This is a genomic window from Geminicoccus sp. (assembly GCF_035556675.1).
Lineage (GTDB): Bacteria > Pseudomonadota > Alphaproteobacteria > Geminicoccales > Geminicoccaceae > Geminicoccus.
Genome location: NZ_DATMFZ010000122.1, coordinates 1 through 22,834 on the forward strand (window position 1 = coordinate 1; position 22,834 = coordinate 22,834).

Here is a 22,834-nt window from a genome sequence, read left to right on the forward strand (position 1 = left end):
CGCCAGCCCGCCCAGGCTCCAGAAGCCGTGGAACGAAGACATGGTCGGGCGGGCCCGGACCCGTTCGACATCGGTGGCCTGCGCGTTCATCGCGACGTCCAGGCCGCCATTGCAGATGCCGAACAGGAGGGCCGCGGCGAACAGGCTCGGCAGGCCCGGCGCCAGCACCGGCAGCGACATCACCAGCACGAAGCTGGCGGCAAAGCCGAGGGTGGTGCGATCGGCCCCGTAGCGGCCGGCCAGCCAGCCGGCCACCGGCATCGCCGCGATGGCGCCGGCGGCGACCGTGAGCAGCATCATGCCGAGCAGGAACTCGTCGATGCGCTGCGCGGCCCCGATGAGCGGGATGTGGACGGCCCACAGGCCGACGGCCGTGCCGTTGACCATGAAGATGGCCGACGTCCCCAGCCGGTTGCGCCCGATCCGTTCTTCGGCAGGAAGAGTGGCAACGGAACTCACGGCGACAGCTCCGCGCCCTGCCTGGCGCCCGGGATCATGGCCAGGGCCGCCTGCTGGCGCTGTTCCGGCAGGGCATCGATGAAACCCGTCATGGACTGCCCGGTAGTTGGTGCAGGGTCATGCCCGACAACGGTCAGGCTGCCGGGAAGATCCGGACATTGGCCGGGCGAAGATGCACGGCATCGCCCTTGGTGACGCACAGGTCGCGCCAGCGTGCCGGCGGCAGGGAGACCTCGACCGGGTCGCTGCCCTCGAGGTCCAGGTCGATCCGGATCACCGGGCCAAGCGCCGTGACGTGGCGGACCAGGGCCGGCACGCTGTCCGGCTGAGGCTCCCGGGTGATCTCGATCTCCTCCGGCCGCACATAGGCGATGCCGTCGCCAGCAGTCCCCTCCAGCGCGAAGCTGCGGCCCAGCACGCGGGCGGTGTTGCCCTCGCCGCGATAGGGGACGCGGTTCACCTGGCCCAGGAACTCGTACACGAACGGGTTGGCGGGCCGGTCATAGATCTCGGCCGGCGCACCGATCTGCTCGATGCGGCCCTTGTTCATCACCACCACCCGGTCGGCCAGCTCCAGCGCCTCCTCCTGGTCGTGGGTCACGAACACTGAGGTCAGGCCCATCTCCTGGTGGAGGCGGCGCAGCCAGCGGCGCAGGTCCTTGCGCACCTGGGCGTCCAGCGCGCCGAACGGCTCGTCCAGCAGGAGCACGCGGGGCTCGATCGCCAACGCCCGCGCCAGCGCCACGCGCTGGCGCTGGCCGCCGGAAAGCTGGGTGGGGTAGCGCTGCGCCATGCCTTCGAGCTGGACCAGGCGCAGCAGCTCGTGGACCCGCCGCGTGATCTCGGGCCGGGACGGCCGCTGGGCGCGCGGCTTGACGCGCAGGCCGAACGCCACGTTCTCGAACACGGTCATGTGCCGGAACAGGGCGTAGTGCTGGAACACGAAGCCCACCGCCCGCTCGCCCACCGCCCGCGCCGTGGCATCGTCACCGTTGAACAGCACCTGGCCGCGGTCGGGGAACTCCAGACCGGCGATGATGCGCAGCAGCGTGGTCTTGCCTGAGCCGGAGGGGCCGAGCAGGGCGACGAGCTCGCCCTCGTGGATGATCAGGTCGAGATCGTCCACGGCACGGAAGCCGCCGAACTCCTTGGCCACACCCTTGACCGTGATCGTCATTGCAAGAGGGCTCCGATTGTCCGGTCAGTGGCGCCGGGTCGCCGCGAGCTCGGCGCCGTAGCGCCACTCCAGCAGGGTCTTGATCACCAGCGTGACCAGGCCCAACAGGGCCAGGAGGCTGGCGACCGCGAACGCGGCGGCCGACTGGTACTCGTTGTAGAGGATCTCGATATGCAGCGGCATGGTGTTGGTCAGGCCGCGGATATGGCCGGAGACTACCGACACCGCGCCGAACTCGCCCATGGCCCGCGCGTTGCACAGGAGCACGCCGTAGAGCAGGCCCCATTTGACGTTGGGCAGGGTGACCAGCCGGAAGGTCTGCCAGCCGGATGCGCCCAGCGACACCGCGGCCTCCTCGGCTTCCCGGCCCTGCTCGGCCATGAGCGGGATCAGCTCGCGGGCGATGAACGGGAAGGTGACGAAGATCGTGGCCAGCACGATGCCCGGCACCGCGAACACGATCTTGATGCCGAGCGGGGCCAGGAAGGGGCCGAGCAGGCCGCTCGTGCCGAACAGGAGCACCCAGACCAGGCCCGAGATCACCGGCGAGACCGAAAACGGGAGGTCGATCAGCGTGATCAGCACCGACTTGCCGGGGAAGTCGAACTTGGCGATCGCCCAGGAGGCGCACAGGCCGAAGACGAGGTTCACCGGCACGGCGATCGCCGCGACCAGCAGAGTGAGCCGGATCGCCGCCAGCGCGTCGGGCTCGAAGATCGCCGCCACATAAGTGCCCCAGCCGGCGCGCAGCGCTTCCACGAACACGGCGATCAGCGGCAGGACCAGGAAGCCCAGGAGGAACAGCACCGCGACTGTGGTGAGCAGCCAGCGCACGCCCCGGCCTTCCCGGTTGGCGCGCCTGCGTACGGGCAGGGTGGTTGCGGCGGGGGTGAGGGTCGCGATCATCGTCGCTCGTAGCTCCGGCTCCAGGCCTGCAGCAGGTTGATCAGCAGCAGGAGGAGAAAAGCGCCCAGCAGCATCATAACGCCCACCGCGGCGGCACCCGAATAGTCGAACTCCTCCAGGCGGATCACGATCAGCAGGGGCGCGATCTCCGATTGGTAGGGCATGTTGCCGGCGATGAAGATCACCGAGCCGTACTCGCCGACCGCCCGGGCGAACGCCAGGGCGAAGCCGGTCAGCGCGGCCGGCAGGATGCTGGGCAGGATCACCCGCACGACCGTCTGCAGCCGGCTGGCACCGAGCGTGGCGGCGGCTTCCTCCACCTCCTTCTCGAAGTCGGCCAGCACCGGCTCGACGGTGCGCACCACGAAGGGCAGGCCGATGAACACCATCGCCACCACCACGCCCACCGGGGTGAACGCCACCTGCAATCCCAGCGGCTCGAGGAACTGGCCGATCCAGCCGTCGCCGGCGAACAGGGCGGTGAGCGTGATGCCGGCCACCGCGGTCGGCAGGGCGAAAGGCAGGTCGACGGCGGCATCGAGCAGGCGCTTGCCGGGGAACGGGTAGCGCACCAGCACCCAGGCGACCAGCACGCCCATCACGAGGTTGATCAGGGCGGCGATCAGTGCGCCGCCGAAGCTCAGGCGCAAGGCGGCCAGCGTCCGGGGGTCGGTGGCGACCTCCAGGAAATGGGCCGGCCCGTCACCCAGGCTGCGGACGAACATCCCGGCCAACGGGATCAGGACGATCAGCGACAGATAGGTGATCGTCACTCCCATGGTCAGGCCGAACCCGGGCAGGACCGGGCCTTGGCGGCGACGGGCGAGGCTGGCGGTGCTCACGCGGAATGGCCGTTGGTCATGGCGGCTTCTGATCAGTCGGCAACCAGCAGATGCAGGGCGGCGGCTTCCGGCACCGGGGCGTCGTCGTGCAGCGACACGGGCGTCACGGGCACCAGTGTCCCGGCATGCGACGGGCCCGGCTCGGCAGCCTGCAGGGGCAGGGCCGCCTCTGCCCGAACCTCGGGCTGCACGGATTCCGGCCGCTCCGCGGAGCCGCCCAGATGGAGGAATGGCAGGAGGATGGCAAGGCCGCCAAGCACGAGGATGCCGCGGGCTCGTCGACGGGTCAGTCCGCCCATGGGCATGCTCCAGTTGATAAACTCTACTAATTTAGTAGTCTAATTTGGAGCAGCTTGCACGCGGTTTCTGCAGGGGCGGATGCTCAACCGGCCACGACGGCGGCCGGCGGCCACAGGTCGACCGCCGCCGGGGTGCAGGAATGGGCTGCGGCGGCCGGGCATGGGCGGAACGACACGACCAGGACCAGCGCAGCCGCGGGCAGCGTGGCGGGCGAGGCGTGGACACGGCCGGGACGGCTGGCAGCATCGCCGCCCAGTTCCACGAACAGCGTGGCGGAACCGTCCAACCACCCGTCGGACAATTGTCCGGCCTCACCCAGTTCGATCCACGCCAGCGCCTGATCCGTGCCCGCCAATTCCGAGGCCAGGAGCTGCAGCCGCGGATCGTGCGCCAGCCGGCCGAGCGGCGTCGCCTCGTCCAGGCCGATGACCAGGTCGGAGCTGCCCGAGGCGCGCAGGCGCGAGCTCGCCTCGACCAGGAGCCAGCCGACCTCGTCGGCCGGCAGGAGCGGCCAGGGCCGGGGCGGCGGCAGGCTGACGCGATGTTGCCGCGCCACTGGGTCGGCCGGGGATGCCAGGATCGTCATATGCCGCCTCCATGCGAGACGTGGATGCCGCACTCGGTCTTGCCGGTTCCTGCCCAGCGGCCGGCCCGCGGGTCCTCGCCCGCCCTGACCGGCCGAGTGCAGGGGGCGCAGCCGATCGAGCGGTAGCCCTGATCGACCAGGGGATGGGCGGGCAGGCCGTGGCTTTGCCGGTAGGCCTCCAGGTCGTCTGCCCCCCACTGGGCGAGCGGATTGATCTTGAGGCGGCCGGTACCCTGCTCGACCTCGAAGGTCGGCAGGCCCTGGCGCTGCCCGCCCTGGAAGCGCTTGCGCCCGGTGATCCAGGCGGCGAACCCTTCGAGGGCTTGGTCGAGCGGCTCTGTCTTGCGGAAGTGGCAGCAGACGTCGGGATCGCTCGCATGCAGGTCGCCGCGCGGGTCGAGCCTACCCAGCATGCGCAGGTCGGGCGTGGCATTGCGCACGTCGCGGAGGCCCAGCTGCTCGATCAGCAGGGCGCGATAGGCCAGGGTCGCTGGGAAGTGGGCCAGCGTGTCCAGGAAGATCACCGGGATGCCGGGATCGACGCTGGCCGCCATGTGGAGGAGCACGACGCTTTCCGCGCCGAACGACGATACCAGGGCGGTCCGCCCGTGCAGGCGGCCGCCCGGGCCGAGCAGCGCTGCCAGCAGGTCCTGCCCGCACAGATGGCCATAGTTCCGGATCAGGGCGGCACACTGGCCGTCGAGATCGGATCCGGCCTGAGCGGGCCTCGACTGGATGGCGGCTTCGAGCATGGCGGTCCTCCGGACGCATCGGCGCGGGAGGTAAAACTACAGCTCGAACCGGCAACCGCCGATCGATATTTCGTAAACTACACTGTTATCTGATCTATATATCTAATATTAAATGTAAAATATGCGAGGTCCCAGACGCAACGAGCCCGCCGAGTGGCCCCGGCGGGCTCAGATCGTCTGCTGCATGGCTGCGCTCCAACAGGGCAAAGCCGCGGGCGAACTGCCCGGGTCACTCCTAGTCAGGGCGTCGGCGCGCGATCCCTAGAGTTCGTCGCGCTCGGCGCGCTTGCGCATCAGCTTGCGGAACCGGCGGACGGCTTCCGCCTTCTCGCGGGCACGGCGCTCCGAGGGCTTCTCGTAGTGCCGACGCATGCGCAGCTCGCGGTACAGGCCTTCACGCTGCATCTTCTTCTTGAGAGCGCGCAGTGCCTGGTCGACATTGTTGTCGCGGACCTGAACCTCGACGATGGTCGTTCTCCTCGGCGAAAAGGGGACAGGAAATGCATCGCGGTCGAGGTGCCGACCGACGCGGCGGCGCCTATAGCACCCTCGCCGCGTCCGGGCAATATCGCCGCCGCCGAACTGCTTGCAGGTGACGCCCGCGGGCTCAGGCTCTAAAATCCACGGCATGACCGTCCTGCCTGTCCTGCGCATGGGCCACCCCGTGCTGCTTCAGGTCGCCCAGCCCGTCGGCGACCCGACCACCCCCGCCATCCACCGCCTGGCCGCCGACATGGTCGAGACCATGCATGCCGAGGAAGGGATCGGCATCGCCGCTCCGCAGGTGGGCCAGTCCCTGCGGCTGATCGTGGTGCTGCCGCTGCGTGCGCGGCGCAAGGACGGGGCGATCGAGGAGGTCGAGCCGCTGGTGCTGGCCGACCCGGTGCTGGAGCCGGTGGGCGAGGCTATGGAGGAGGGCCTGGAGGGCTGCCTGTCGATCCCGGGCCTGCGCGGCGAGGTGCCGAGATTCGCCAAGCTGCGCTGGCGCGCGCGCGACTTGGCCGGCCAGGAGGTCGGCGGGATCGCCGAAGGCCTGTTCGCCCGGGTGCTGCAGCACGAAGTCGACCATCTGGACGGGATCCTCTACCCGATGCGGATGACCAACCTACGTTCCCTGGCATTCCTGGACGCTGTGCCGGACGACGCGCCGGAAGGCGGCCAGGCAGCGGCAAAGGACAGCGGCTCATGAAGTCGGACGAGGCGTTGGCGCTCAAGGCGCTGGAGAAGGACCGGCTGTTCGAGATGGTCCTGCAGCACGTGCCGTTCGACGGCTGGGGCAGCAAGAGCCTGCAGGCCGCCGCCGCCGACCTCGGCATGACGCCCATCACCGCGCGGCGCCTGTTCCCGCAGGGCCAGGAGAGCCTGCTGGCCTGGCTGGGCGACTGGCTGGACCGGCAGGCGGCCAGGCGCCTAGCCGACGAGAATTTGGAGCGGCAGCGCATCCGCCAGCGGATCGCCCGGCTGGTCGCGGTCCGCCTGGAGGTGCTGGCGCGGCACAAGGAGGCGATGCGCCGGGCCGTAGCCGCCGGAGCCCTGCCGCGCAACCTGTACGCCACCTCCCGGCGGATCTGGGCCGGGGCCGACGACATGTGGCGGATGGCCGGGGACCAGGGCACCAGCCGGGAGCTCGACTACTGGACCAGGCGCGGCCTGCTTTCCGCGGTCTGGGTCTCGACCTTCCTGTTCTGGCTGGAGGACCGTAGCGAGGGTGACGCCGAGACCCGGGCGTTCCTCGACCGGCGGATCGACAACGTGATGACGGTGGCGCGCCTCAAGGGGCGGGTGGAGAGCATGGTCCGCGGCCTGCCGGGCCTGCGGGTGTTCCTGCGCGAACCACCGGCCGGCGGCTACCGGAGCTGAAGCCCGGGCCCGGTCGGGTGCTTCCCATGGGCCGCTTCGCCGGCCTATCAATCGGCACGGGCCGAGGCTGACCGGGCCCGCTGGATCTGCTTCGCTCCTCCTGGATGGCACGATGATCGTCTATGTCGCGACCTGGCCGCGCTGCGGAAACAGCGTGCTCCGCGACCTGTTCTGGCTCAACTGGCGCCTCACGGTGACTGATCCGTACATGCCGGAAGCCGGGATCGCGACTTGGCGGGAGATCATGACCCGCAAGCATGGGATCGTGATCGACGCGGACCGGCCGCAGGTCTTCCGCCTGGGCGAGGCGGTGGGCCTGGTGCCGGGCTGGCTCGGCTGGCTCACCGAGGAGCGCCGCCGGGAACTCGCCGCCGAGCCCGTCACCTACTACCTCAAGACCCACGAGCCGCCCTTCGACAGCTATTTCAAGGGCGAGCGGGTCGTGCAGATGATCCGCCACCCGCTGCCCGCCTGCTGGTCCTGGCACTGCCTGAGCAAGGAGGACAGGGAACTGGCACCGGAGTTCCTGGCGGTGCACGGCAACGGCACCACGCTGACCGGCTATGTCGAGTTCCATGAGCGGTGGCTGGCGGCGGAGGTGCCGACCATCCGGCTGGCCTATGAGCGGCATTTCCAGCATCCCGAGGCCAGCGTGCGCACCATCGCCGCCTATCTCGACCTGCCGCTCGACCAGCCGAAGATCACGAGCTTCGACCGGATGAACACCATGAACCCGGTCCGCTACCGGGCCGGCAAGGTCGCTGGCTGGCAGGGCACCGACGAACAGGCCGAGGCGGTATGGTCGGCCTGTGCTGAGGTGGCGGGGCGGCTCGGCTACCGCTCGATCACCCCGGCTCCGCCCGAGCGCCAGCCGGTTCAGGCTGCGGCAGGCTCGTCCTGACGGGTCGCCTGCACCTCCTCGCGCCGTGTCGCGCTGGCCTCCTGGGCCAGCACCGTGCTGTAGGGGCTGCCGGTGGGAATCGCCTGGGCCGGGCCGCGCTCGGCCGCAGCCGGCGCCGGGCGCCGGGTCATCCGCCAGAGGGCGAACAGCCCGATCGCGCCATGGGCCACCGCCAGGAGCAGCGGGAAGGCGTAGACGCCGACATGCTCCATCACGAAGGAAGTCAGGGTCGGGCCGATCGCGGCACCCAGCCCGTTGGCGAGCAGCAGCGCACCACTCACTCCTACCAGCTGGTCCGGGCGCATGAAGTCGTTGGTGTGCGCCACACCCAGGGAATACATGGGCAGGCTGAGCCCGCCGAACAGGAAGAACAGTCCCAGCACCAGCCTCTCGTCGCTGGGATCGGTGAACAGGACCAGTGCGGACGACAGGGCCGCGCCGAACGTCACCACCGTGATCACCAGCCGTCGGTCCAGCCAGTCCGACAGCCGGCCGATCGGCAGCTGGAACAGGGCACCGCCGATCAGCGTCACCGCCATGAAGATGGACACGGTGGCGATCGACATGCCGAACGCGCGTGCCCAGATCGGCCCCATCGCGTAGAGCCCGCCCTGGGCGATGCCGATGCCGAAGATGGTCACGAGGCCGAGCGGCGAGAGCCGCCACAGCTCGCGAAAACCGACATGGGCCGGCCGGGATGGCGGAGGCGCCTGGTTGTCGGCGAGCAGGATCGGCATCAGGCCGATCGAGAACAGCACCGAGACGAAGGCGAACAGCTGCCAGGACTGCACCGGCGCCAGGTTCAGGAGGAAATTGCCCGCGGCGAACCCGCCGGTCTGTACCACCATGTAGAAGGAGAACAGCCCGCCGCGGGTCCGGTTGTCGGCCTTGCTGTTCAGCCAGCTCTCCGCGGTGATGTAGACGCCGCACAGGGCGAGCCCGGTCGTGAAGCGCAGGATGAACCAGGTGATCGGGTCCACCAGGAGGATGTGGATCAGGATGGTCCCCGAAGCCAGCGAGGCCAGCGCGGCGAATACCCGGACATGGCCGACCGAGCCCACGAAATGGGGTATCACGAACGGTGCGGCGACCAGGCCCAGATAATAGGCCGACATCACGATGCCGGTGGTGGAGAGGGCGAATCCCTCGTGGGCGGCGCGCAGCGGCAGGAGCGTGCCCTGCAGCCCGTGGCCCAGCATCAGCAGCGCCATTCCCAGGAGGAGCGACCAGGCGGACAGGATCGTTCGGGTCATCTCGTTCCTTCGCGGCTCCGGCCTTCGGGTCGGACTCGGCTGGTGGCCCTGCTACCTGATCCTCTAGGCACGTTTCCAGTCGCCATCTCGCGTGGAAGCGTCAACCGGCTTGCGTGGAAGGGCTGACATGGAGGCGGTCTGGCTGGTGCTCGTGGTGGTGGCAGCGGTGGGCTGGTCGCAGCAGCGCCGCGAGATCCGGCGCCTGGCGGCACGGCTCGACGCCCTGGAGGGGCGACGCACGGCCGCACCCGTCATGCCCCCGGCGCCCGCCATGCCCCCCGCACCGGTGGCCGCTCCTGCCGGGCCGGTGGCACAAGCCAGCGCCGCGCCGCCAGCCACGCCGGCAGCGCCACCCCCGGCACCACCGCCCGGCAGCGACCTGGAGCGCCGGTTCGGCCAGCGCTGGCTGGTCTGGATCGGCGCGGTGGCGCTGGCGCTCGGCGGGTTGTTCGTGGTGCAGTACTCGATCGAACAGGACTTGATCGGGCCGCGTACCCGGCTGGCTTTCGGCTTCTTGACCGGCATCGTCCTGATCGTGATGGCCGAATTGCTGCGCAAGCAGCCGGGCCGTCTCGGGCTCAGCACTCGCCAGACTGCCAGTGCTGCCGCCGCCCTGGCCGCGGGCGGGGCTTCCGCCCTGTTCGGCGTCGCCTGGGCCTCGTTCGGCCGCTACGGCCTGCTGGGGCCGGAACTGGCGCTGGCGGCGATGGCCGTGGCCGCCGGCGTGGCCCTGCTGCTCGCCTGGCACCATGGCCCGCTTCTGGCGGTGGTCGCGCTGGTCTTCGCCTACCTGGCCCCCGTCCTCGCGGCCACCGACGCGCCGGACCCGGTGGCGTTCGCGGTCTGGCTGGTCGCGATCCAGCTGTTCCTGGCCCTGCTCCTGCGCTTTCGCCCATGGACCTGGCTGCTGGCGCTGGACCTGCTGGGCCTCATCCCCCTGGGCATCCTGCTCATGGTCGGCAGCCGGACCGGCACCACGCTGGCGCCGCTCGTGGCCGCCGCCGCCGTCGCCCTGCCGGTCTGGCTGGCATGGGAGCCGGACCGGCCGGAGGACCGGCCGCTTGTGCGGATCCTGCGCCGCGTGGCCGGAGTCGGCGGGCGGGCCTGGCTGGGCGGCCTGCTGCTGGCAGCCTGTGCCGTGGCGGCGAACGAGCAGAGCGAGCTCGCCCTGCTGCCGCTGCCGATCGCCGCGCTCGTCCTGGTCGCCGCCGCCCTGGCCGGCCGCGCCCGCCTCCATGTCGCCTTTGCCGGCGCCTTCGCCGTTGCCGTGGCCGCCCTCCTGATCGACCTGCCGATCGTCACGACCGCGATGGCGGAGATGCTGGGCGATCCGGTGACCGCGACCCCGGCCTGGCGCTGGCTCGCGCCGGAGCTGGCGCCCTATGCCTGGTTCTGCGCGCTGACCGCGGCGGCCTTCTTCCTGGCCGGCTGGACCGGCGCGCTGCACGCCCGGCCATCGGGCGGGTTCGCGGCCCTGGCCGTGGTGGCCCCGCTGGTGCTCCTGGCAATCGCCTATGCCCGGATCGAAGGGTTCGCCTCCGCCCCGCGCTGGACCGTGGTGGCCCTGGTCATGGCCGGCCTGTTCCTGCTGGCGGCCGAGCGGACGGCGCGATTCGCCGAACGCCCGGCGGCCGTGGCGGTCTTCGCGCTGGGCGTGGTCGCAGCGCTGACCCTGGCCTTCACCATGGCACTGGAACATGCTTGGCTGACCGTGGCGCTGGCAGCTCAGGTGCTGGCGGTGGTGCTGGTCCATGTCCGCTTCCCGCACGGTGCCCTGGCCCGGGCGGCGGCCGCCCTGGCCGGGCTGGTGGCCGGGCGGCTGCTCTGGCAGGCGGGCGAGGCCGGCACCAGCGAGCCGGGCGTCCTCGCTGTCCTCTGGGCCTATGGCGTGCCGACCCTGTTCCTGCTGGGCGCCTGGCTCTGCGGGCGGCGCCTGGAGCCCTTCTGGTCGCGCGACGTGATCCTGCTGGCCGCCACGCTCGGCTGGATCATCGTCCTGATGCGCGCTGCTACCGCAATGGCCCGCGGCGGCCAGGACGACCTGCTGGAGCCGGGCCTGCAGGTGGCGGCTCTCACCCTCACCACCGCCGGGCTGGCGCTCCGGCCGCAGACCGGCCCGGTCCGCCTCGCGACCCTCCTGACCCTGCTGGTGGCCATGGCCAGCCTGCTGGACCCGCTCCTGCGCATCGCCGGGGGCGAGGACCTGCGCGTCTCAGACGTGCCGGTCATGAACCCGCTGCTCCTGCTCCTGCTGGTCCCGGCGCTGGCCATCGGCTTTCTCACCTGGCGCGGCCTGCCTGCCCGGCTGCCGCACCGGCTGGGCCCGGCCGTGCCGCTGTTCGGCGGGCTGCTCCTGCTGGCCTGGCCGATCCTGGAGATCCGCCGCGGCTTCTCGGGCTCGGAGCTCTGGGGTGCGGCCGCCATCCAGCCGGCGGAGAACTGGCTCTACTCGGCCTGGCTGGTGGTGGCCGCGGTCGGGCTGCTTGCCTTCGGCCTGCTGACCCAGCAGCGCCAGCTCCGCCTCCTGTCGCTGGCCCTGCTGGTTGTGGCGATCCTGAAGGTGTTCCTGCTCGATCTCAGCGGGCTCGAGGGCCTGTGGCGGGCAGCCGCCTTCCTGGGATTGGGGATCACGCTGGTGGGCGTGGGCCTGGCCTACCAGCGGCTGTTCTCCGACGAGCGCCATGCTACGCCCGGGGCAGGGCAGTGAAGGGACAGAGCACGTTGCGGTTCAGGCTCGGGATCGATACCGGCGGCACCTATACTGACGCGGTGCTCTATACGCCGACGCAGGGCGTGGTACGGGCCGCCAAGTCGCTGACCACCAAGCACGACCTGGCGCAGGGCGTGGCCGAAGCGGTGGCGCAGGTGCTGGGCGATGCGCCGCCGCCGGTCGAACTGGTCGGCCTGTCGACCACACTCGCCACCAACGCGCTGGTCGAGGGCCATGGCGGGCCGGTAGCCCTGGTGCTGATCGGCTTCGGCTCCGACGCGCTGGAGCGGGCCGATCTGAAGGAGGCGCTGCGCGGCGACCCGGTGATCTTCGTGGCGGGTGGCCACGACGCCAGCGGATCGGAGCAGGCGCCGCTGGACGAGGCGGCATTGCTGGCCGAGGCCGGCCGAGCGGCAGCCCAGGTGGATGCCTTCGCGGTCACCGGCCATTTCGCGGTGCGCAACCCGGCACATGAGCGCCGCGCCGCCCGGCTGCTGGCCGAGGCGACCGGACGCCCGGTGACCTGCTCGCACGAGCTGACCGCGCGGCTGGACGGCACCCGCCGAGCCTTGACCACGCTTTTGAACGCCCGGCTGATCGGCGACATCCACCGCCTGATCGGCGGCGTGCAGGACCTGCTGGCCAGCCGCGGCATCACCGCACCGCTGATGGTGACCAAGGGCGATGGCTCGCTGGTCACCGCCGCCACCGCACTGCAGCGGCCGGTCGAGACCATCCTGTCCGGGCCGGCGGCGAGCGTGGTCGGTGCTGCCAAACTCTCCGGCCTGAGCGACACGCTGGTCTCCGACATCGGCGGCACCACCACCGACATCGCCTTCCTGCACGATGGGCGGCCCGAACTGGATGCCGCCGGTGCCAGGGTCGGCCGGTTCCGCACCATGGTGGAAGCCATCGCGGTCCACACGGTGGGGCTCGGCGGCGACAGCGAGCTCCGCCGCGACGAGGGGCGCCGCCTGGTGCTGGGGCCCAGGCGCGCCGTGCCGCTCTCGCTCCTGGCGCACCAGCATCCTCGCGTGCTGGCGGAGCTGGAAACCCAGCTCGCCCGGCCGTTCTGGCGCCCGCTGGACGGGATGTTCGCCCTGCGCCTGCGCGCCCTGCCCGATCCCGCGGTGCTGCCGCGCCTGCAGCGCGAGGTCTGGGAATGGCTGGGCGAGGGGCCGATGGCGCTGGACGAGCTGTGCGAGCGCCGCCATGCCGAGCGCCAGCTCACCCGGCTGATCGACCGCGGCCTGGTGATCCGGGCGGCCTTCACGCCCTCCGATGCCGCCCATGTGCTGGGCCTCCAGGGCAACTGGAACCGGGCGGCGGCGGTGCTGGGGGCCAGGCTGCGTGGCCGGCTGGAATCGCTGGCGGACAAGGACGCGGGCCTGGAGGACCCAGAGACCTTCGCCCGCCTGGTGCTGGAACTCGCCACCCGCCAGACCGCCCTGGCTATGTTGGGTGCCGCCTGTGCCGAGGAAGGTCTGCCCGACCAGGCGGCGGCCGCACCGCTGATGGAGCGGGCCGTATCCGGCAATACCGGCGGGCTAGTCCGCCCGCAGATCGCGCTGGGCCTGCCCGTGGTCGCGATCGGCGCACCCGCCCGACTGCTATATCCCGAGGCCTGTGCCCGCCTGGGCACCACCGCCGTGATCCCGCCCTTCGCCGAGGTGAGCAACGCGCTGGGTGCCGTGGCCGGCGACGTGATCCAGCAGGCGCGGGTGACGATCGGCAGGATCGGCCAGGACCGGCTGCGGGTCCATGGTGCCGACGGCCCGTTCGACACCTTCGTCCTGGCCGACGCGCTGGCCCATGCCCGACTGGAGGCGGAGCAACAGGCTCGCGCCAGGGCCCTGGCCGCGGGTGCCGGCGAGGTGGCGATCAGCCTGGACGAGCAGGTCACGATGGTGGACGGGATCGAGGGCGGCTCGATCTTCGTGGAAGCGGTGGTGACGGCCACCGCGTCCGGCCGGCCGGGCCTCGCCGCCTGACGAGCCGCTAGTCGGCGATCCGCGGCTCCGTCCGGCGCCACCATTGCAGCCGCGGCTCCATCAGCACGGCCAGGGCGCCAAGGAGGCAGCCCGAGACGAGCAGGATGGCGTGGCAGGCCAGTGCGGCGGTGATCGCCTGCGGCAGCGGCACGCCGGCACTGCTGGCCGCCCAGGCGAACGCCGCCTGGACCGGACCCAGGCCGGCGATGCCCTGGAAGGGCAGGGCGAAGGCCAAATTGGCACACGTACCGGCGAACACCGCGGTCGCAAGGTCGACCGGCAGGCCCAGCGACGCGAAGGCCAGCCATGCCACGGCGGCATGGCAAAACCAGACCAGCAGGGACAAGGCGGTGACCCGGCCGAACGTGTGCCGGGCCCGGGCACGCGCCAGCACCTCGGCCACGGTCGCGAGCTTTTGCACCCGATGCACCACCAGCCGGCCACCCAGCACCAGCAGCAGCGGGGCCGCCAGCGCCAGGCAGGCCGCGAGAGCCGCCAGCCAGCGCCAGCCTGCCAGGGCCGGGACGGCAAAGCTCGCGGACAGGGCCAGCATGGCGCCGAGCGCACCCAGGTCGAGCAGGCGCACGGTGAGCAAGGCTCCGGTGCCGGCCGCCAGGTCCACGCCCATCAGCCGGCGCGCCAGCAGGGGAAACGCGGCTTCGCCGAGCTTGAAGGGCAGGAGGAAGTTCAGCGCGATATGGACGCAGGAGATGCGGAAGCTCGCGAGCAGGCCGCCCGTCCGCATCCGCTCCAGCAGCAGCACGAACCGCCCGGCTCGCCCCAGCTGGAGGAGCACCACCAGCGGGAAGGCCAGGATCAGGATGCGCAGGTCGACCGCGGCCAGCCCCTCCAGCACCGGGGCAAGGCGCTGGCTGGCCGCGAGCCACCAGAAGAACAGGCCGGTCAGCAGGACCGCGATGATCGTGCCGAGGGTCCGGCGGCTCATTCGCTTGAGCCACCGGTGCGCGCCCGGATCAGGTTGCCGCTCTCCACCGGCCGGGTGCGGGCGTTGATCAGCTCGGCCAGCATGCCGAACAGCACGGTCTGCACGCCCACGATCACCAGGAGGATGCCCAGCTGGAGCAGCGGCCGGTGGCCGATCAGCTCGCCGGCGAACACTTTCAGGCAGAACAGGTAGAGGAGAATCAAGCCGCCCACCGCACCGATCGCTACGCCCGCCCCGCCGAACAGGTGGCCCGGCCGCTGGTCGTAGCGGGTAATGGTCAGCACGGTGAGCAGGTCCACCGCACCGCGCAGAAGGCGCTGCAGCCCGTACTTGGACTTGCCATGCCGGCGCGGATGGTGGGTCACCACCAGCTCGCCCACCTCGAAGCCCAGCCCGTGGGCCAGCAGCGGCACGAAGCGGTGCAGCTCGCCATAGAGGCGGATGTCGGCGAACACCTCGCGCCGGTACGCCTTGAAGCCGCAGTTGAAGTCGTGCAGCGGCACGCCCGACACCTTGGCGGTCACGAGGTTGAACAGCCGGCTCGGCAAGGTCTTGTGCGCCGGGTCGTGGCGGATCTGCTTCCAGCCCGAGACGACGTCCAGGCCGGTGGCGATCTCGGCCATGAAACGCGGCAGCTCGGCCGGATCGTCCTGCAGATCGGCGTCCATGGTGACCACGACCGCCGCCCGGCTCTCGCGGATGCCCAGGTCCAGCGCCGTGGCCTTGCCGAAATTGCGGCGCAGGCGCAGGCCGCGCAGCTTCGGCCGCTCCGCGGACAGGCGCTCGATCTCGGCCCAGGAACCGTCGGTCGAGCCGTCGTCGACCAGGATCACCTCGCGCAGCTTCAGGCCGTGCTCGGCGCAGACCGCGAGGATCCGCCGGGTCAGCTCGTCCAGCGTCCCGGCCTCGTCCTTGATCGGGATCACCACCGCCAGGTCCAGTGCCGCGGCGGCGGCCGGCCCGGCATGGCTGCACAAGGGCGCGTTCATCGGCACTCCCCGTTCGGCTGCTCGAACAGCAGATAGCCTATCGACAGTCGCCGCTCGACCGCCCCCAGCAGCGGGGCAGTGACCGCGCCACGCCGTGCCGGCAGCGTCGCATCGACGCCCAGCTTAGCCCGGGCTCCCTCCAGCAGTTCCGGCGGGGGCGGCATGCCCGGCTCGGGCGAGATCCAGGCGAGCAGACACTGGCCATGGCCGATGGGTGGGCCGAACACGCCGGGGGGTGCACTCGTTTCGACCACGCGGGAGTGCGGCATGCGTACGCGCAGGTTGCCGCCCAGATGCAGGTCGCCGACCACCACCGTACCGTCCTGGAAGCCCGCCTGGCGGAGCCCGTCGGCGATGGCGTCGTAGGGGTAGAGGATCCGGCACTTGCCGAGGCAGACATCGCCGCCGGCCAGCGGAATGGCGATGCGCAGGCCCAGCGTCACCGCCACCAGCACCGCCAGCGCCACGAGCCAGCGGCCGATCGGCAGGTGCTGCGGGGCGAGGAAGGCGGCGAACAGGATCGGCAGGGGCAGGAGCGGGCCGATCATCCAGCGCTCGCTGTAGTTCACCCCGCCGAAGGGGAGGACCAGCAGGGCGTGGAGCAGGAGGGCGATCGCGACATAGGTGCCCAGCACCCGCACCGCCGGCCAGGCGACCTGGTCCCGGCGGCAGCGGCGCAGCGCGGGCAGGAACAGGATGAGGGCCAGGACCAGCCAGGGCTGGGCGAAGGCCAGGGCCGCCAGCAGGAGGTCGCCCAGGCTGGCCAGCTGGCTCTTGTCGCCGCGCACCAGCACCGCCGTCCCGGCATCGCCCATGGACTTGTGCCCGAGCAGCCACCAGGCGTTCGGCAGGACGATCAGGGCGGCGACCCCTGCGGTCAGCAGCGTGCCCGGGTGGAGCACGACGCGGCGCAGCTCGGGCCGGATCAGGCCGGTCAGCACTAGGGCCAGGCCGGCCAGCGCGAAGTTCCACTTGCCGAGCACGCCCAGGCCCAGCGTCACGCCCAGCAGGAAATAGTCCAGGTAGCGCTGCTGCCGGGCCAGCCGGGCCGCCAGCCAGAGCAGGATCGCGACCGCGGTGGCCAGCACCGTCGAATGGGTCAGGTCGACCTGGGCGTACCAGCCGAACGTGTACATGGCCGGCAGGGCCAGGACCGCCACCGCCGCCCGCTCGTCGTCGCCCAGCCACAGGCGCGCCGCCTGCCAATAGACGAGGCAGCAGCCGCCCAGGAACAGGTAGCGCAGCACGGTGATCGGCACGTAGCCCACCCCCAGCACCGGCTCCAGCAGGAGCAGGAGCCAGGTGAACAGCGGCGGCTGCTCGGTCCGGTAGCCCCAGGACCAGGCCTGCGCCGAGAGCGCCTGCTCCGCGTCGTCCATGCCGAGCGTCGGGCCGGTGAGCAGGCGCAGCACCGCGTGGAGCAGGAGCCAGAGGCCGAGCATGCCCAGCACCATGCGGGGTTCGGCCAGCCGCGCTGCCATGGACTCGCTGGGCGGGGAACGGGTCAGCGCATGCTGCACGGGCAGGCCTTCGGTGTTGCGGCGGGATCGGCCGGAACATCGCCGGTCGGCGGGGCAGCCAAGCTCATGGAATCGTCCGTCGGCGCTGGGTTCAGGCGATCGCCGTTTCGAGCAGGGCCTTGAGCGCCTGGAGGTCGCGCTGCACCCACGCCGCATCGGCGGCGAACTTCTCCTCCGTCACCCCGTCCATGCGCAAGAGGGTGAACATCACGAGGCAGCCATCCCCGTTCGGGATCACCCGCATTGCATTGTGGGTGCGGCTGCCGTCCGGCGCGGTCACGTCATGATCCAGCACGCCGAACGGGTTGGGCAGGGTGAACCGCACGTGCCAGCTGCCATCCGGCCCGTCGACCGAATAGCCGTCGCCATCCGTGCGGAAGTTGCGGCCGAGCCCGGACGCCCAGGCCGGAAAATTCTCCGGCACCGACAGATAGGCGTTCACCTCGTCCCAGGGGCGATCGATCGCCACGCTGACCGTCCGGGCAGGGAAGACCGTCATGCCAGCACCTCGCGCAGGCGATCCGCCAGCGGCGTCAGCTCGGCCGGCTGCAGGCAGATCGGGTTGATGAGCAGGCAGCCGCTGCGGTGCCGCTCGGCATCCAGCCGGACCGACGGGCTGCCGGTCTCCAGCGCCATCACCACCGGCCACGCCTCCCGCTCCGCCAGATCCAGCCGCAGGAGCGGCACGGCGCCCGGCACCAGGCCGGTGGTCACACCCGGAATGCGGCCGATCCGGCCCTGCAGCTCCTCGAGCAGCCCCGTCCAGCGCGCGGTGCGCGCATCGTCGCCCTCGGCCAGGAACAGGTCGAGCGCGGTCAGGAGACCGACGATCTGCTCCTTGCCGACCTTGCACGGCCGGCCGATCCCGTGCGGCGGCAGCCCCTTGAGCCGGGCCAGGTCGATGAAATCCGGATCGGGCCGGAACTGTTCCAGCCAGACGTCCAGGTCCAGCATCTGCAGGGCGGCGGCCATGATCAGGTCGCGCCGTCCGGCCAGGATGCCCGAGGCCTGCGGCCCGCCCAGAGCCTTGCCGCCCGAGAAGGCCACCAGGTCCGCACCCTCGTCGATGAAGCGGCGCAGGTTGGCGGCCGGCGGCAGCTGGGCCGCGGCGTCGACAATCACCGGGATGCCGGCGGCGCGCGCCACCGCCACCAGTTTCGGCAGCTCCGGCTGGGCATCCGGCCCTGCGACATGGAGGATCGCCGCCGTGTCCGGCCCAAGCGCGTCCTCGAACTCCCAGGCCTCCGCGTCGCGCACCCCGGCGCCGGCATACCGGTCCGGCAGCCCGACCTCGACCAGCCGCACGCCGGCCGTGCGCACCGCATGGTCGTAGAAATTGCGCTGGGAGCGCGCCACCAGCACCTGGTTCTTCATGCCGCGCGTGTGCGGCAGCCGGGCCATCCGGCCGGGGTCCAGACCGGTCACGGCAGCGGCGGTGGCGAGCAGCAGGCCGGCCGCGGCGCCGCTGGTGACCAGGCCCGCCTCCGCACCGGTCACGGCAGCGATCCGCCGGGAAGCCGCCGCCTGCAACTCGGCCATGTCCACACAGGCGGCCGCGGCCTCGGCCATCGCCGCCAGCACGGGCTGGGCGATCGGACCGCCGGAGAGGCGGGTCGCCGCTCCCTTGGCGTTGATGATCGGGCGGACGCCCAGCCGCGCGTAGGCCATCATCGCCGGTTCAGAACCCGTTCGGGTTGCCGGGCACGATCCTGCCCTTGCCGTTCTCCTGGCCGTCCTTGAGCCAGGTCACCGACTCCCCGTCGATCTCGACCTCGTAGCAGGTGGCCGGCTCCTCGCCGTAGCGAAAGCACATCCGGTCGTCACGCACCCGCCAGCTGCCTTCGTAGTCGCGGCTGCGGATGCTGCCGTCCGCATCGTAATACTCGACATAGGGCCCGGTGAGCGCCATCTCCCCTTCGACCGTATTGCCGCTCAGCGCCTGGCGGATCGTCTCGTTGTCCGCCGGCTCGGCACCGGCGGGAGCAGCCGCCAGGACGAGGAAGGGCAGGGCTAGGACGAGCCTGTGCATGCGCAACGGTTCCCTATGGGCTGGGGCAGGCGGCGTCGCTGCCGTGGAACGGCTGCACAGCTAGGCCGGGCTCGCGGCATGAGCAAGACATGGGTGGCAGGTGCAGGAAATGGAGCGTGTCGTGATCCGAAGCGGATCGGCTGCTTGCGTGGAAGCCGGGTTGCGCCGGCGGTGCCATCATGGGTGCATGTCCTGGCAGTGGTATACTTGAACTCATGTCGATCAGCGTCTTCGACCTCTTCAAGATCGGGATCGGCCCATCCTCGTCGCACACGGTGGGGCCGATGCGCGCCGCCCGCAGCTTCGCCCTGGCCCTGGCCGATTCCCGCCTCCTGGAGCAGACCGCGGCGGTCAAGGCGGAGCTGTTCGGCTCGCTGGGCGCCACCGGCGTGGGCCACGGCTCGAACCGCGCGGTGATGTTGGGCCTGGAGGGCGAAGCGCCCGAGAGCGTCGACGTCCTGCGCATTCCAGAGCGGGTGGCGGCGATCCGTGCGGAGGGGCGCCTGGCCCTGCTCGGCCGGCACGAGGTGCCGTTCGCCGAAGGCACCCACCTCGTCCTGCACCGCAAGCGCAGCCTGCCGTTCCACCCGAACGGGATGCGCTTCGCCGCCCTGGACGAGGCGGGCCGGGAGCTGCATGCCGCGATCTATTATTCGGTGGGCGGCGGCTTCGTGGTGGACGAGGCCGAGGCCGGGGCCGACCGGATCAAGCCCGACCGCACGCCCTTGCCCTACCCGTTCACCACCGGCGACCAGCTGCTGGCGATCTGCCGTGACACGGGCATGCGGATCAGCGACGTGATGCTGGCCAACGAGCGGGCCTGGCGCGACGAGACCGAGATCCGGCGCCGCCTCCTGGAGATCTGGGCGGTGATGCAGGCCTGCGTGCAGAGCGGCTGCCGCCGCGAGGGCGTGCTGCCGGGCGGGCTCAAGGTGCGCCGGCGCGCCCGCACCCTCTACGAGAAGCTCCTGGCCGAGCCCGAGCGCTCGCTCACCGATCCGCTCACCATCATCGACTGGGTGAACCTCTACGCGCTCGCGGTGAACGAGGAGAACGCCGCGGGCGGCCGGGTCGTCACCGCACCCACCAACGGTGCCGCCGGCATCATTCCGGCCGTGCTGCACTACTACGCCCGCTTCGTGCCCGGCCGTAGCGACGACGGCATTTGCCGCTTCCTGCTCACCGCCGGCGCCATCGGCATCCTGTTCAAGGAGAACGCGTCGATCTCGGGCGCCGAGGTCGGCTGCCAGGGCGAGGTCGGCTCCGCCTGCTCGATGGCCGCGGCCGGTCTCGCCGAGGTGCTGGGCGGATGTCCGCGCCAGGTCGAGAACGCCGCCGAGATCGCGATGGAGCACAATCTGGGCCTCACCTGCGACCCCATCGGCGGCCTGGTCCAGATCCCCTGCATCGAGCGCAACGCCATGGCCTCGGTGAAGGCGATCAACGCCGCCCGCATGGCGCTGCGCGGCGACGGCGAGCACTTCGTCAGCCTGGACAAGGTCATCCGCACCATGCGCGAGACCGGTGCCGACATGAAGACCAAGTACAAGGAAACCGCCCGCGGCGGCCTTGCCGTGAACGTGGTCGAGGTGCCGGTCAGCGTGGTGGATTGCTAAGCGGGCGCAGGGCTAACAGTAACGGTTCATCAAGAAGTGCAGGCTACGATCTTCGGTATGATCCAGTGCCGAGGAACATATGCTTACGCCAACATTTCAGAATGAATGGCTCAGAGAACTCGAGCAGAAAGCTGGTCCGGCTTCCAGGCGGGGAGCTGAAAGGGCTCTATCCTGGTTTCGAGTCCAGAATTGTGACGTTAGCCTCACGGATGAAGGCGCCCACTCACTCTGCATTAATGTGAGTGCATTAGGTGGAGATGCGGTGAGAGCCTTCTTTATCAGGCAGCAGCCCCCGAACATTGAGATTGTCCACCGCAACCTCTGCAACGTCCCGCCGTTCCAGTCGCAGAATGTTCGCACGGAGCTTTTCGAGCGAATAAGCTCCATCCCAGGATACCGCTCACGCGCGAAGTCCCTCGAAGGTTACCAGCCATTGCGGCTGGCCGACCTCTTGGATGAACGCACTTGGGAGTCAGCTGGGCAATTACTTGGTGAGATATTGTTATTATTAAGAAACGGCAGCATTTAATGTGACGTGTATTTCCATAATAGTGATAAATCTATTATAGGGACAGATGCTGTGCGATGATGATGTCTATTGCTCGATGTCATGATAGTTTCGGGCTGCGGTTCTTTGGCTGAAGTTCAGTCTTTTAAGAGGCCATATGGTTAACCTGACTTTTCGAGGGGCCCTGCAGGTAAGTGTCGATTCTCAAGAGGCGCATGAGGTTGGATCGGTCCGGCCGGATGAATCTGAGTGGTCCGGCAGCGACCATGGCGGGGCTGGCACGCAATCTTAGCCAACCCTCGGCCGCCTCATTTGCCTCCCGACCATCCGCAGCAGCCGCCCATCGATCACGCCCATGCCGAGCGCGATCAGAGCCATGCCGCCCAGCTGCCGCAGCTGCAGGGGCTAGTGGAGGAATAGGCTGTCCAGGAGGATGGCGCCGGGCGGGACTAGCAGGGTGACCAGCAGGAGATCGGTGGCGCCGGCTGTGGCCAGGAGCCGGAAGTAGAGCACATAGGCCAGCGCGGTCGACAGGAGTGCTAGGCCGAGCAGGGCCCAGAGCGCCACCGCGCTTGGCATGGGCAGCAGCCAGGGACGGTCGGCCAGCAGGGTGACCGGGACGAGCAGCGGGTTGGAGGCGGTGAGTTGGCCGGCGGCACCAGCCATGGGGCTCACCCCCAGGGCGCGAAAGCGTCGGCCGAGAATGCCGGCCAGCGCGTAGCTGACGGCAGCACCCAGCCAGGCCAGCTGGGCGATCAGGCCGCTGCCCAGGGTCCTGAGCACGTCGCTGCCGATCAGCACGGCCACGCCCATGAAGCCCAGCAGCACGCTACTCAAGCCGAGCCCGGGTCAGCTTCTCGTCCGGGGTCAGCGCGTGGGCGAGCAGTACGGTGAACAGGGGCGTGGCGGCACCGCTGGCCAGATGCTGCTGCCCCTATACAATCAGCCCGAACGGCAGACAGTTGTTCAGGAGACCCATCAAGCCGAAGGCGCTCCAGAGGCGGGCTCCGCCAGGAAGCCGCTGGCCCGCTGCCCGCAGGACCAGCTGCAGGAGCAGGCCGGCCAGGGTGACCCGCAGGGACACCACCGAAAGGACGGGCAGTTCGGCCACCGCCACCGCATTGAACAGGAAGGAGCCGCTCCAGAAGGCGGCCAGGGTCAGCAGCATCGCCCATTCGGCGGGGGTCATTGGCGCATGGGGGCGTGAGGGCGGCATCGGCATCCGTGGCAGACGGTGTGGGTCGACGCCTGCCGGATGCCGCTGCGGCCGGTGGTCCGGCCATCCGTTTCTTGCTGGCCTATCCCGGGAAGGTGGCCGCCATGGACCGTTCCGCTTTTTCATGAATCCCCCGCAATCTTCGTGCTATGATCCGGAACATGGCGCGCCAAGACGCCGTGCCGGATGAAACGCCCGGTTTGATGCTCGTCGGGTGGCGGTGGCGGTGCCTCTTGGGGCATCGTCACCGCCACGCGCGGCCTCGACCTGCAT

At 70.4% G+C, this 22,834-nt stretch carries 21 protein-coding genes and 1 pseudogene; 6 read left to right on the forward strand and 16 right to left on the reverse strand.

All coding sequences use genetic code 11. The features are described 5' to 3' along the window. The 8 genes from VNS22_RS09825 to rpsU all read right to left on the reverse strand — a co-directional run. Positions 1-459 (reverse strand): MFS transporter (locus VNS22_RS09825; RefSeq protein ID WP_325731893.1); only part of this gene is annotated, 459 nt, incomplete at its 3' end. A 133-nt stretch (positions 460-592) separates the two neighbouring features. Further along, positions 593-1,636: a sulfate ABC transporter ATP-binding protein gene (locus tag VNS22_RS09830; RefSeq protein WP_325731895.1), complete on the reverse strand. Its 1,044-nt coding sequence runs from the start codon at positions 1,634-1,636 to the stop codon at positions 593-595. Positions 1,637-1,660: 24 nt separating this feature from the next. Further along, complete coding sequence (cysW, locus tag VNS22_RS09835) at positions 1,661-2,542, reverse strand: sulfate ABC transporter permease subunit CysW (RefSeq protein WP_325731897.1); 882 nt, start codon at positions 2,540-2,542, stop codon at positions 1,661-1,663. After that, positions 2,539-3,384 carry a sulfate ABC transporter permease subunit CysT gene (cysT, locus tag VNS22_RS09840; protein ID WP_325731899.1) on the reverse strand — a complete coding sequence of 282 codons (846 nt, stop codon included), beginning with the start codon at positions 3,382-3,384 and terminating at the stop codon, positions 2,539-2,541. Before cysT ends, cysW begins: the two co-directional genes overlap by 4 nt. A 32-nt stretch (positions 3,385-3,416) precedes the next feature. Further along, the gene (locus VNS22_RS09845; RefSeq protein WP_325731901.1) at positions 3,417-3,683 is read right to left on the reverse strand and encodes a hypothetical protein; all 267 of its coding nucleotides are present in this window, start codon (positions 3,681-3,683) and stop codon (positions 3,417-3,419) included. An 83-nt stretch (positions 3,684-3,766) separates the two neighbouring features. Continuing rightward, complete coding sequence (locus VNS22_RS09850) at positions 3,767-4,270, reverse strand: hypothetical protein (RefSeq protein ID WP_325731902.1); 504 nt, start codon at positions 4,268-4,270, stop codon at positions 3,767-3,769. Then, positions 4,267-5,022, reverse strand: a complete 756-nt coding sequence (locus VNS22_RS09855) for a phosphoadenylyl-sulfate reductase (RefSeq protein WP_325731904.1) — start codon at positions 5,020-5,022, stop codon at positions 4,267-4,269. The genes VNS22_RS09850 and VNS22_RS09855 overlap by 4 nt, the downstream gene beginning before the upstream one ends. Before the next feature lie 261 nt (positions 5,023-5,283). Then, positions 5,284-5,490: a 30S ribosomal protein S21 gene (gene rpsU, locus VNS22_RS09860; RefSeq protein WP_159712318.1), complete on the reverse strand. Its 207-nt coding sequence runs from the start codon at positions 5,488-5,490 to the stop codon at positions 5,284-5,286. 160 nt (positions 5,491-5,650) lie between these two features. On the opposite strand from rpsU, the gene def reads away from it, so the two are divergent. From def to VNS22_RS09875, 3 genes are all read left to right on the forward strand, one after another. After that, complete coding sequence (gene def / locus VNS22_RS09865) at positions 5,651-6,211, forward strand: peptide deformylase (RefSeq protein ID WP_325731906.1); 561 nt, start codon at positions 5,651-5,653, stop codon at positions 6,209-6,211. Next, on the forward strand, positions 6,208-6,882 hold the full coding sequence (locus tag VNS22_RS09870; RefSeq protein ID WP_325731910.1) for a COQ9 family protein: 675 nt from the start codon (positions 6,208-6,210) through the stop codon (positions 6,880-6,882). Before def ends, VNS22_RS09870 begins: the two co-directional genes overlap by 4 nt. A gap of 112 nt (positions 6,883-6,994) precedes the next feature. Then, positions 6,995-7,783 carry a hypothetical protein gene (locus VNS22_RS09875; RefSeq protein ID WP_325731912.1) on the forward strand — a complete coding sequence of 263 codons (789 nt, stop codon included), beginning with the start codon at positions 6,995-6,997 and terminating at the stop codon, positions 7,781-7,783. On the opposite strand, the gene VNS22_RS09880 is transcribed toward VNS22_RS09875, so the two are convergent. Further along, the gene (locus VNS22_RS09880) at positions 7,759-9,036 is read right to left on the reverse strand and encodes an MFS transporter (protein ID WP_325731914.1); all 1,278 of its coding nucleotides are present in this window, start codon (positions 9,034-9,036) and stop codon (positions 7,759-7,761) included. The genes VNS22_RS09875 and VNS22_RS09880 overlap by 25 nt on opposite strands. A 127-nt stretch (positions 9,037-9,163) precedes the next feature. Here VNS22_RS09880 and VNS22_RS09885 point away from each other — a divergent pair, with 127 nt between their 5' ends. Together VNS22_RS09885 and VNS22_RS09890 are read left to right on the forward strand one after the other, a co-directional pair. After that, positions 9,164-11,743, forward strand: a complete 2,580-nt coding sequence (locus VNS22_RS09885; RefSeq protein ID WP_325731915.1) for a DUF2339 domain-containing protein — start codon at positions 9,164-9,166, stop codon at positions 11,741-11,743. Between the two features lie 14 nt (positions 11,744-11,757). Then, on the forward strand, positions 11,758-13,737 hold the full coding sequence (locus tag VNS22_RS09890; protein WP_325731916.1) for a hydantoinase/oxoprolinase family protein: 1,980 nt from the start codon (positions 11,758-11,760) through the stop codon (positions 13,735-13,737). A 7-nt stretch (positions 13,738-13,744) separates the two neighbouring features. Here the strand turns inward: VNS22_RS09890 and VNS22_RS09895 are convergent, their stop codons facing one another. From VNS22_RS09895 to VNS22_RS09920, 6 genes are all read right to left on the reverse strand, one after another. Then, positions 13,745-14,683, reverse strand: a complete 939-nt coding sequence (locus VNS22_RS09895) for a lysylphosphatidylglycerol synthase transmembrane domain-containing protein (protein WP_325731917.1) — start codon at positions 14,681-14,683, stop codon at positions 13,745-13,747. Next, positions 14,680-15,672, reverse strand: coding sequence for a glycosyltransferase family 2 protein (locus VNS22_RS09900; RefSeq protein WP_325731919.1), 993 nt, complete (start codon positions 15,670-15,672; stop codon positions 14,680-14,682). The genes VNS22_RS09895 and VNS22_RS09900 overlap by 4 nt, the downstream gene beginning before the upstream one ends. Further along, on the reverse strand, positions 15,669-17,192 hold the full coding sequence (locus tag VNS22_RS09905) for a glycosyltransferase family 39 protein (RefSeq protein ID WP_325731921.1): 1,524 nt from the start codon (positions 17,190-17,192) through the stop codon (positions 15,669-15,671). Before VNS22_RS09905 ends, VNS22_RS09900 begins: the two co-directional genes overlap by 4 nt. A gap of 91 nt (positions 17,193-17,283) precedes the next feature. Beyond that, complete coding sequence (locus VNS22_RS09910; protein ID WP_325731923.1) at positions 17,284-17,691, reverse strand: hypothetical protein; 408 nt, start codon at positions 17,689-17,691, stop codon at positions 17,284-17,286. Next, positions 17,688-18,863 carry a hypothetical protein gene (locus tag VNS22_RS09915; RefSeq protein ID WP_325731925.1) on the reverse strand — a complete coding sequence of 392 codons (1,176 nt, stop codon included), beginning with the start codon at positions 18,861-18,863 and terminating at the stop codon, positions 17,688-17,690. Before VNS22_RS09915 ends, VNS22_RS09910 begins: the two co-directional genes overlap by 4 nt. 7 nt (positions 18,864-18,870) lie before the next feature. Continuing rightward, positions 18,871-19,221 carry a hypothetical protein gene (locus VNS22_RS09920; protein WP_325731927.1) on the reverse strand — a complete coding sequence of 117 codons (351 nt, stop codon included), beginning with the start codon at positions 19,219-19,221 and terminating at the stop codon, positions 18,871-18,873. Between the two features lie 215 nt (positions 19,222-19,436). Here VNS22_RS09920 and VNS22_RS09925 point away from each other — a divergent pair, with 215 nt between their 5' ends. Next, positions 19,437-20,837, forward strand: coding sequence for an L-serine ammonia-lyase (locus tag VNS22_RS09925; RefSeq protein ID WP_325731929.1), 1,401 nt, complete (start codon positions 19,437-19,439; stop codon positions 20,835-20,837). Positions 20,838-21,633: 796 nt separating this feature from the next. Here the strand turns inward: VNS22_RS09925 and VNS22_RS28285 are convergent. Next, positions 21,634-22,534: pseudogene (locus VNS22_RS28285) on the reverse strand (DMT family transporter). Between the last annotated feature and the right edge of the window lie 300 nt (positions 22,535-22,834).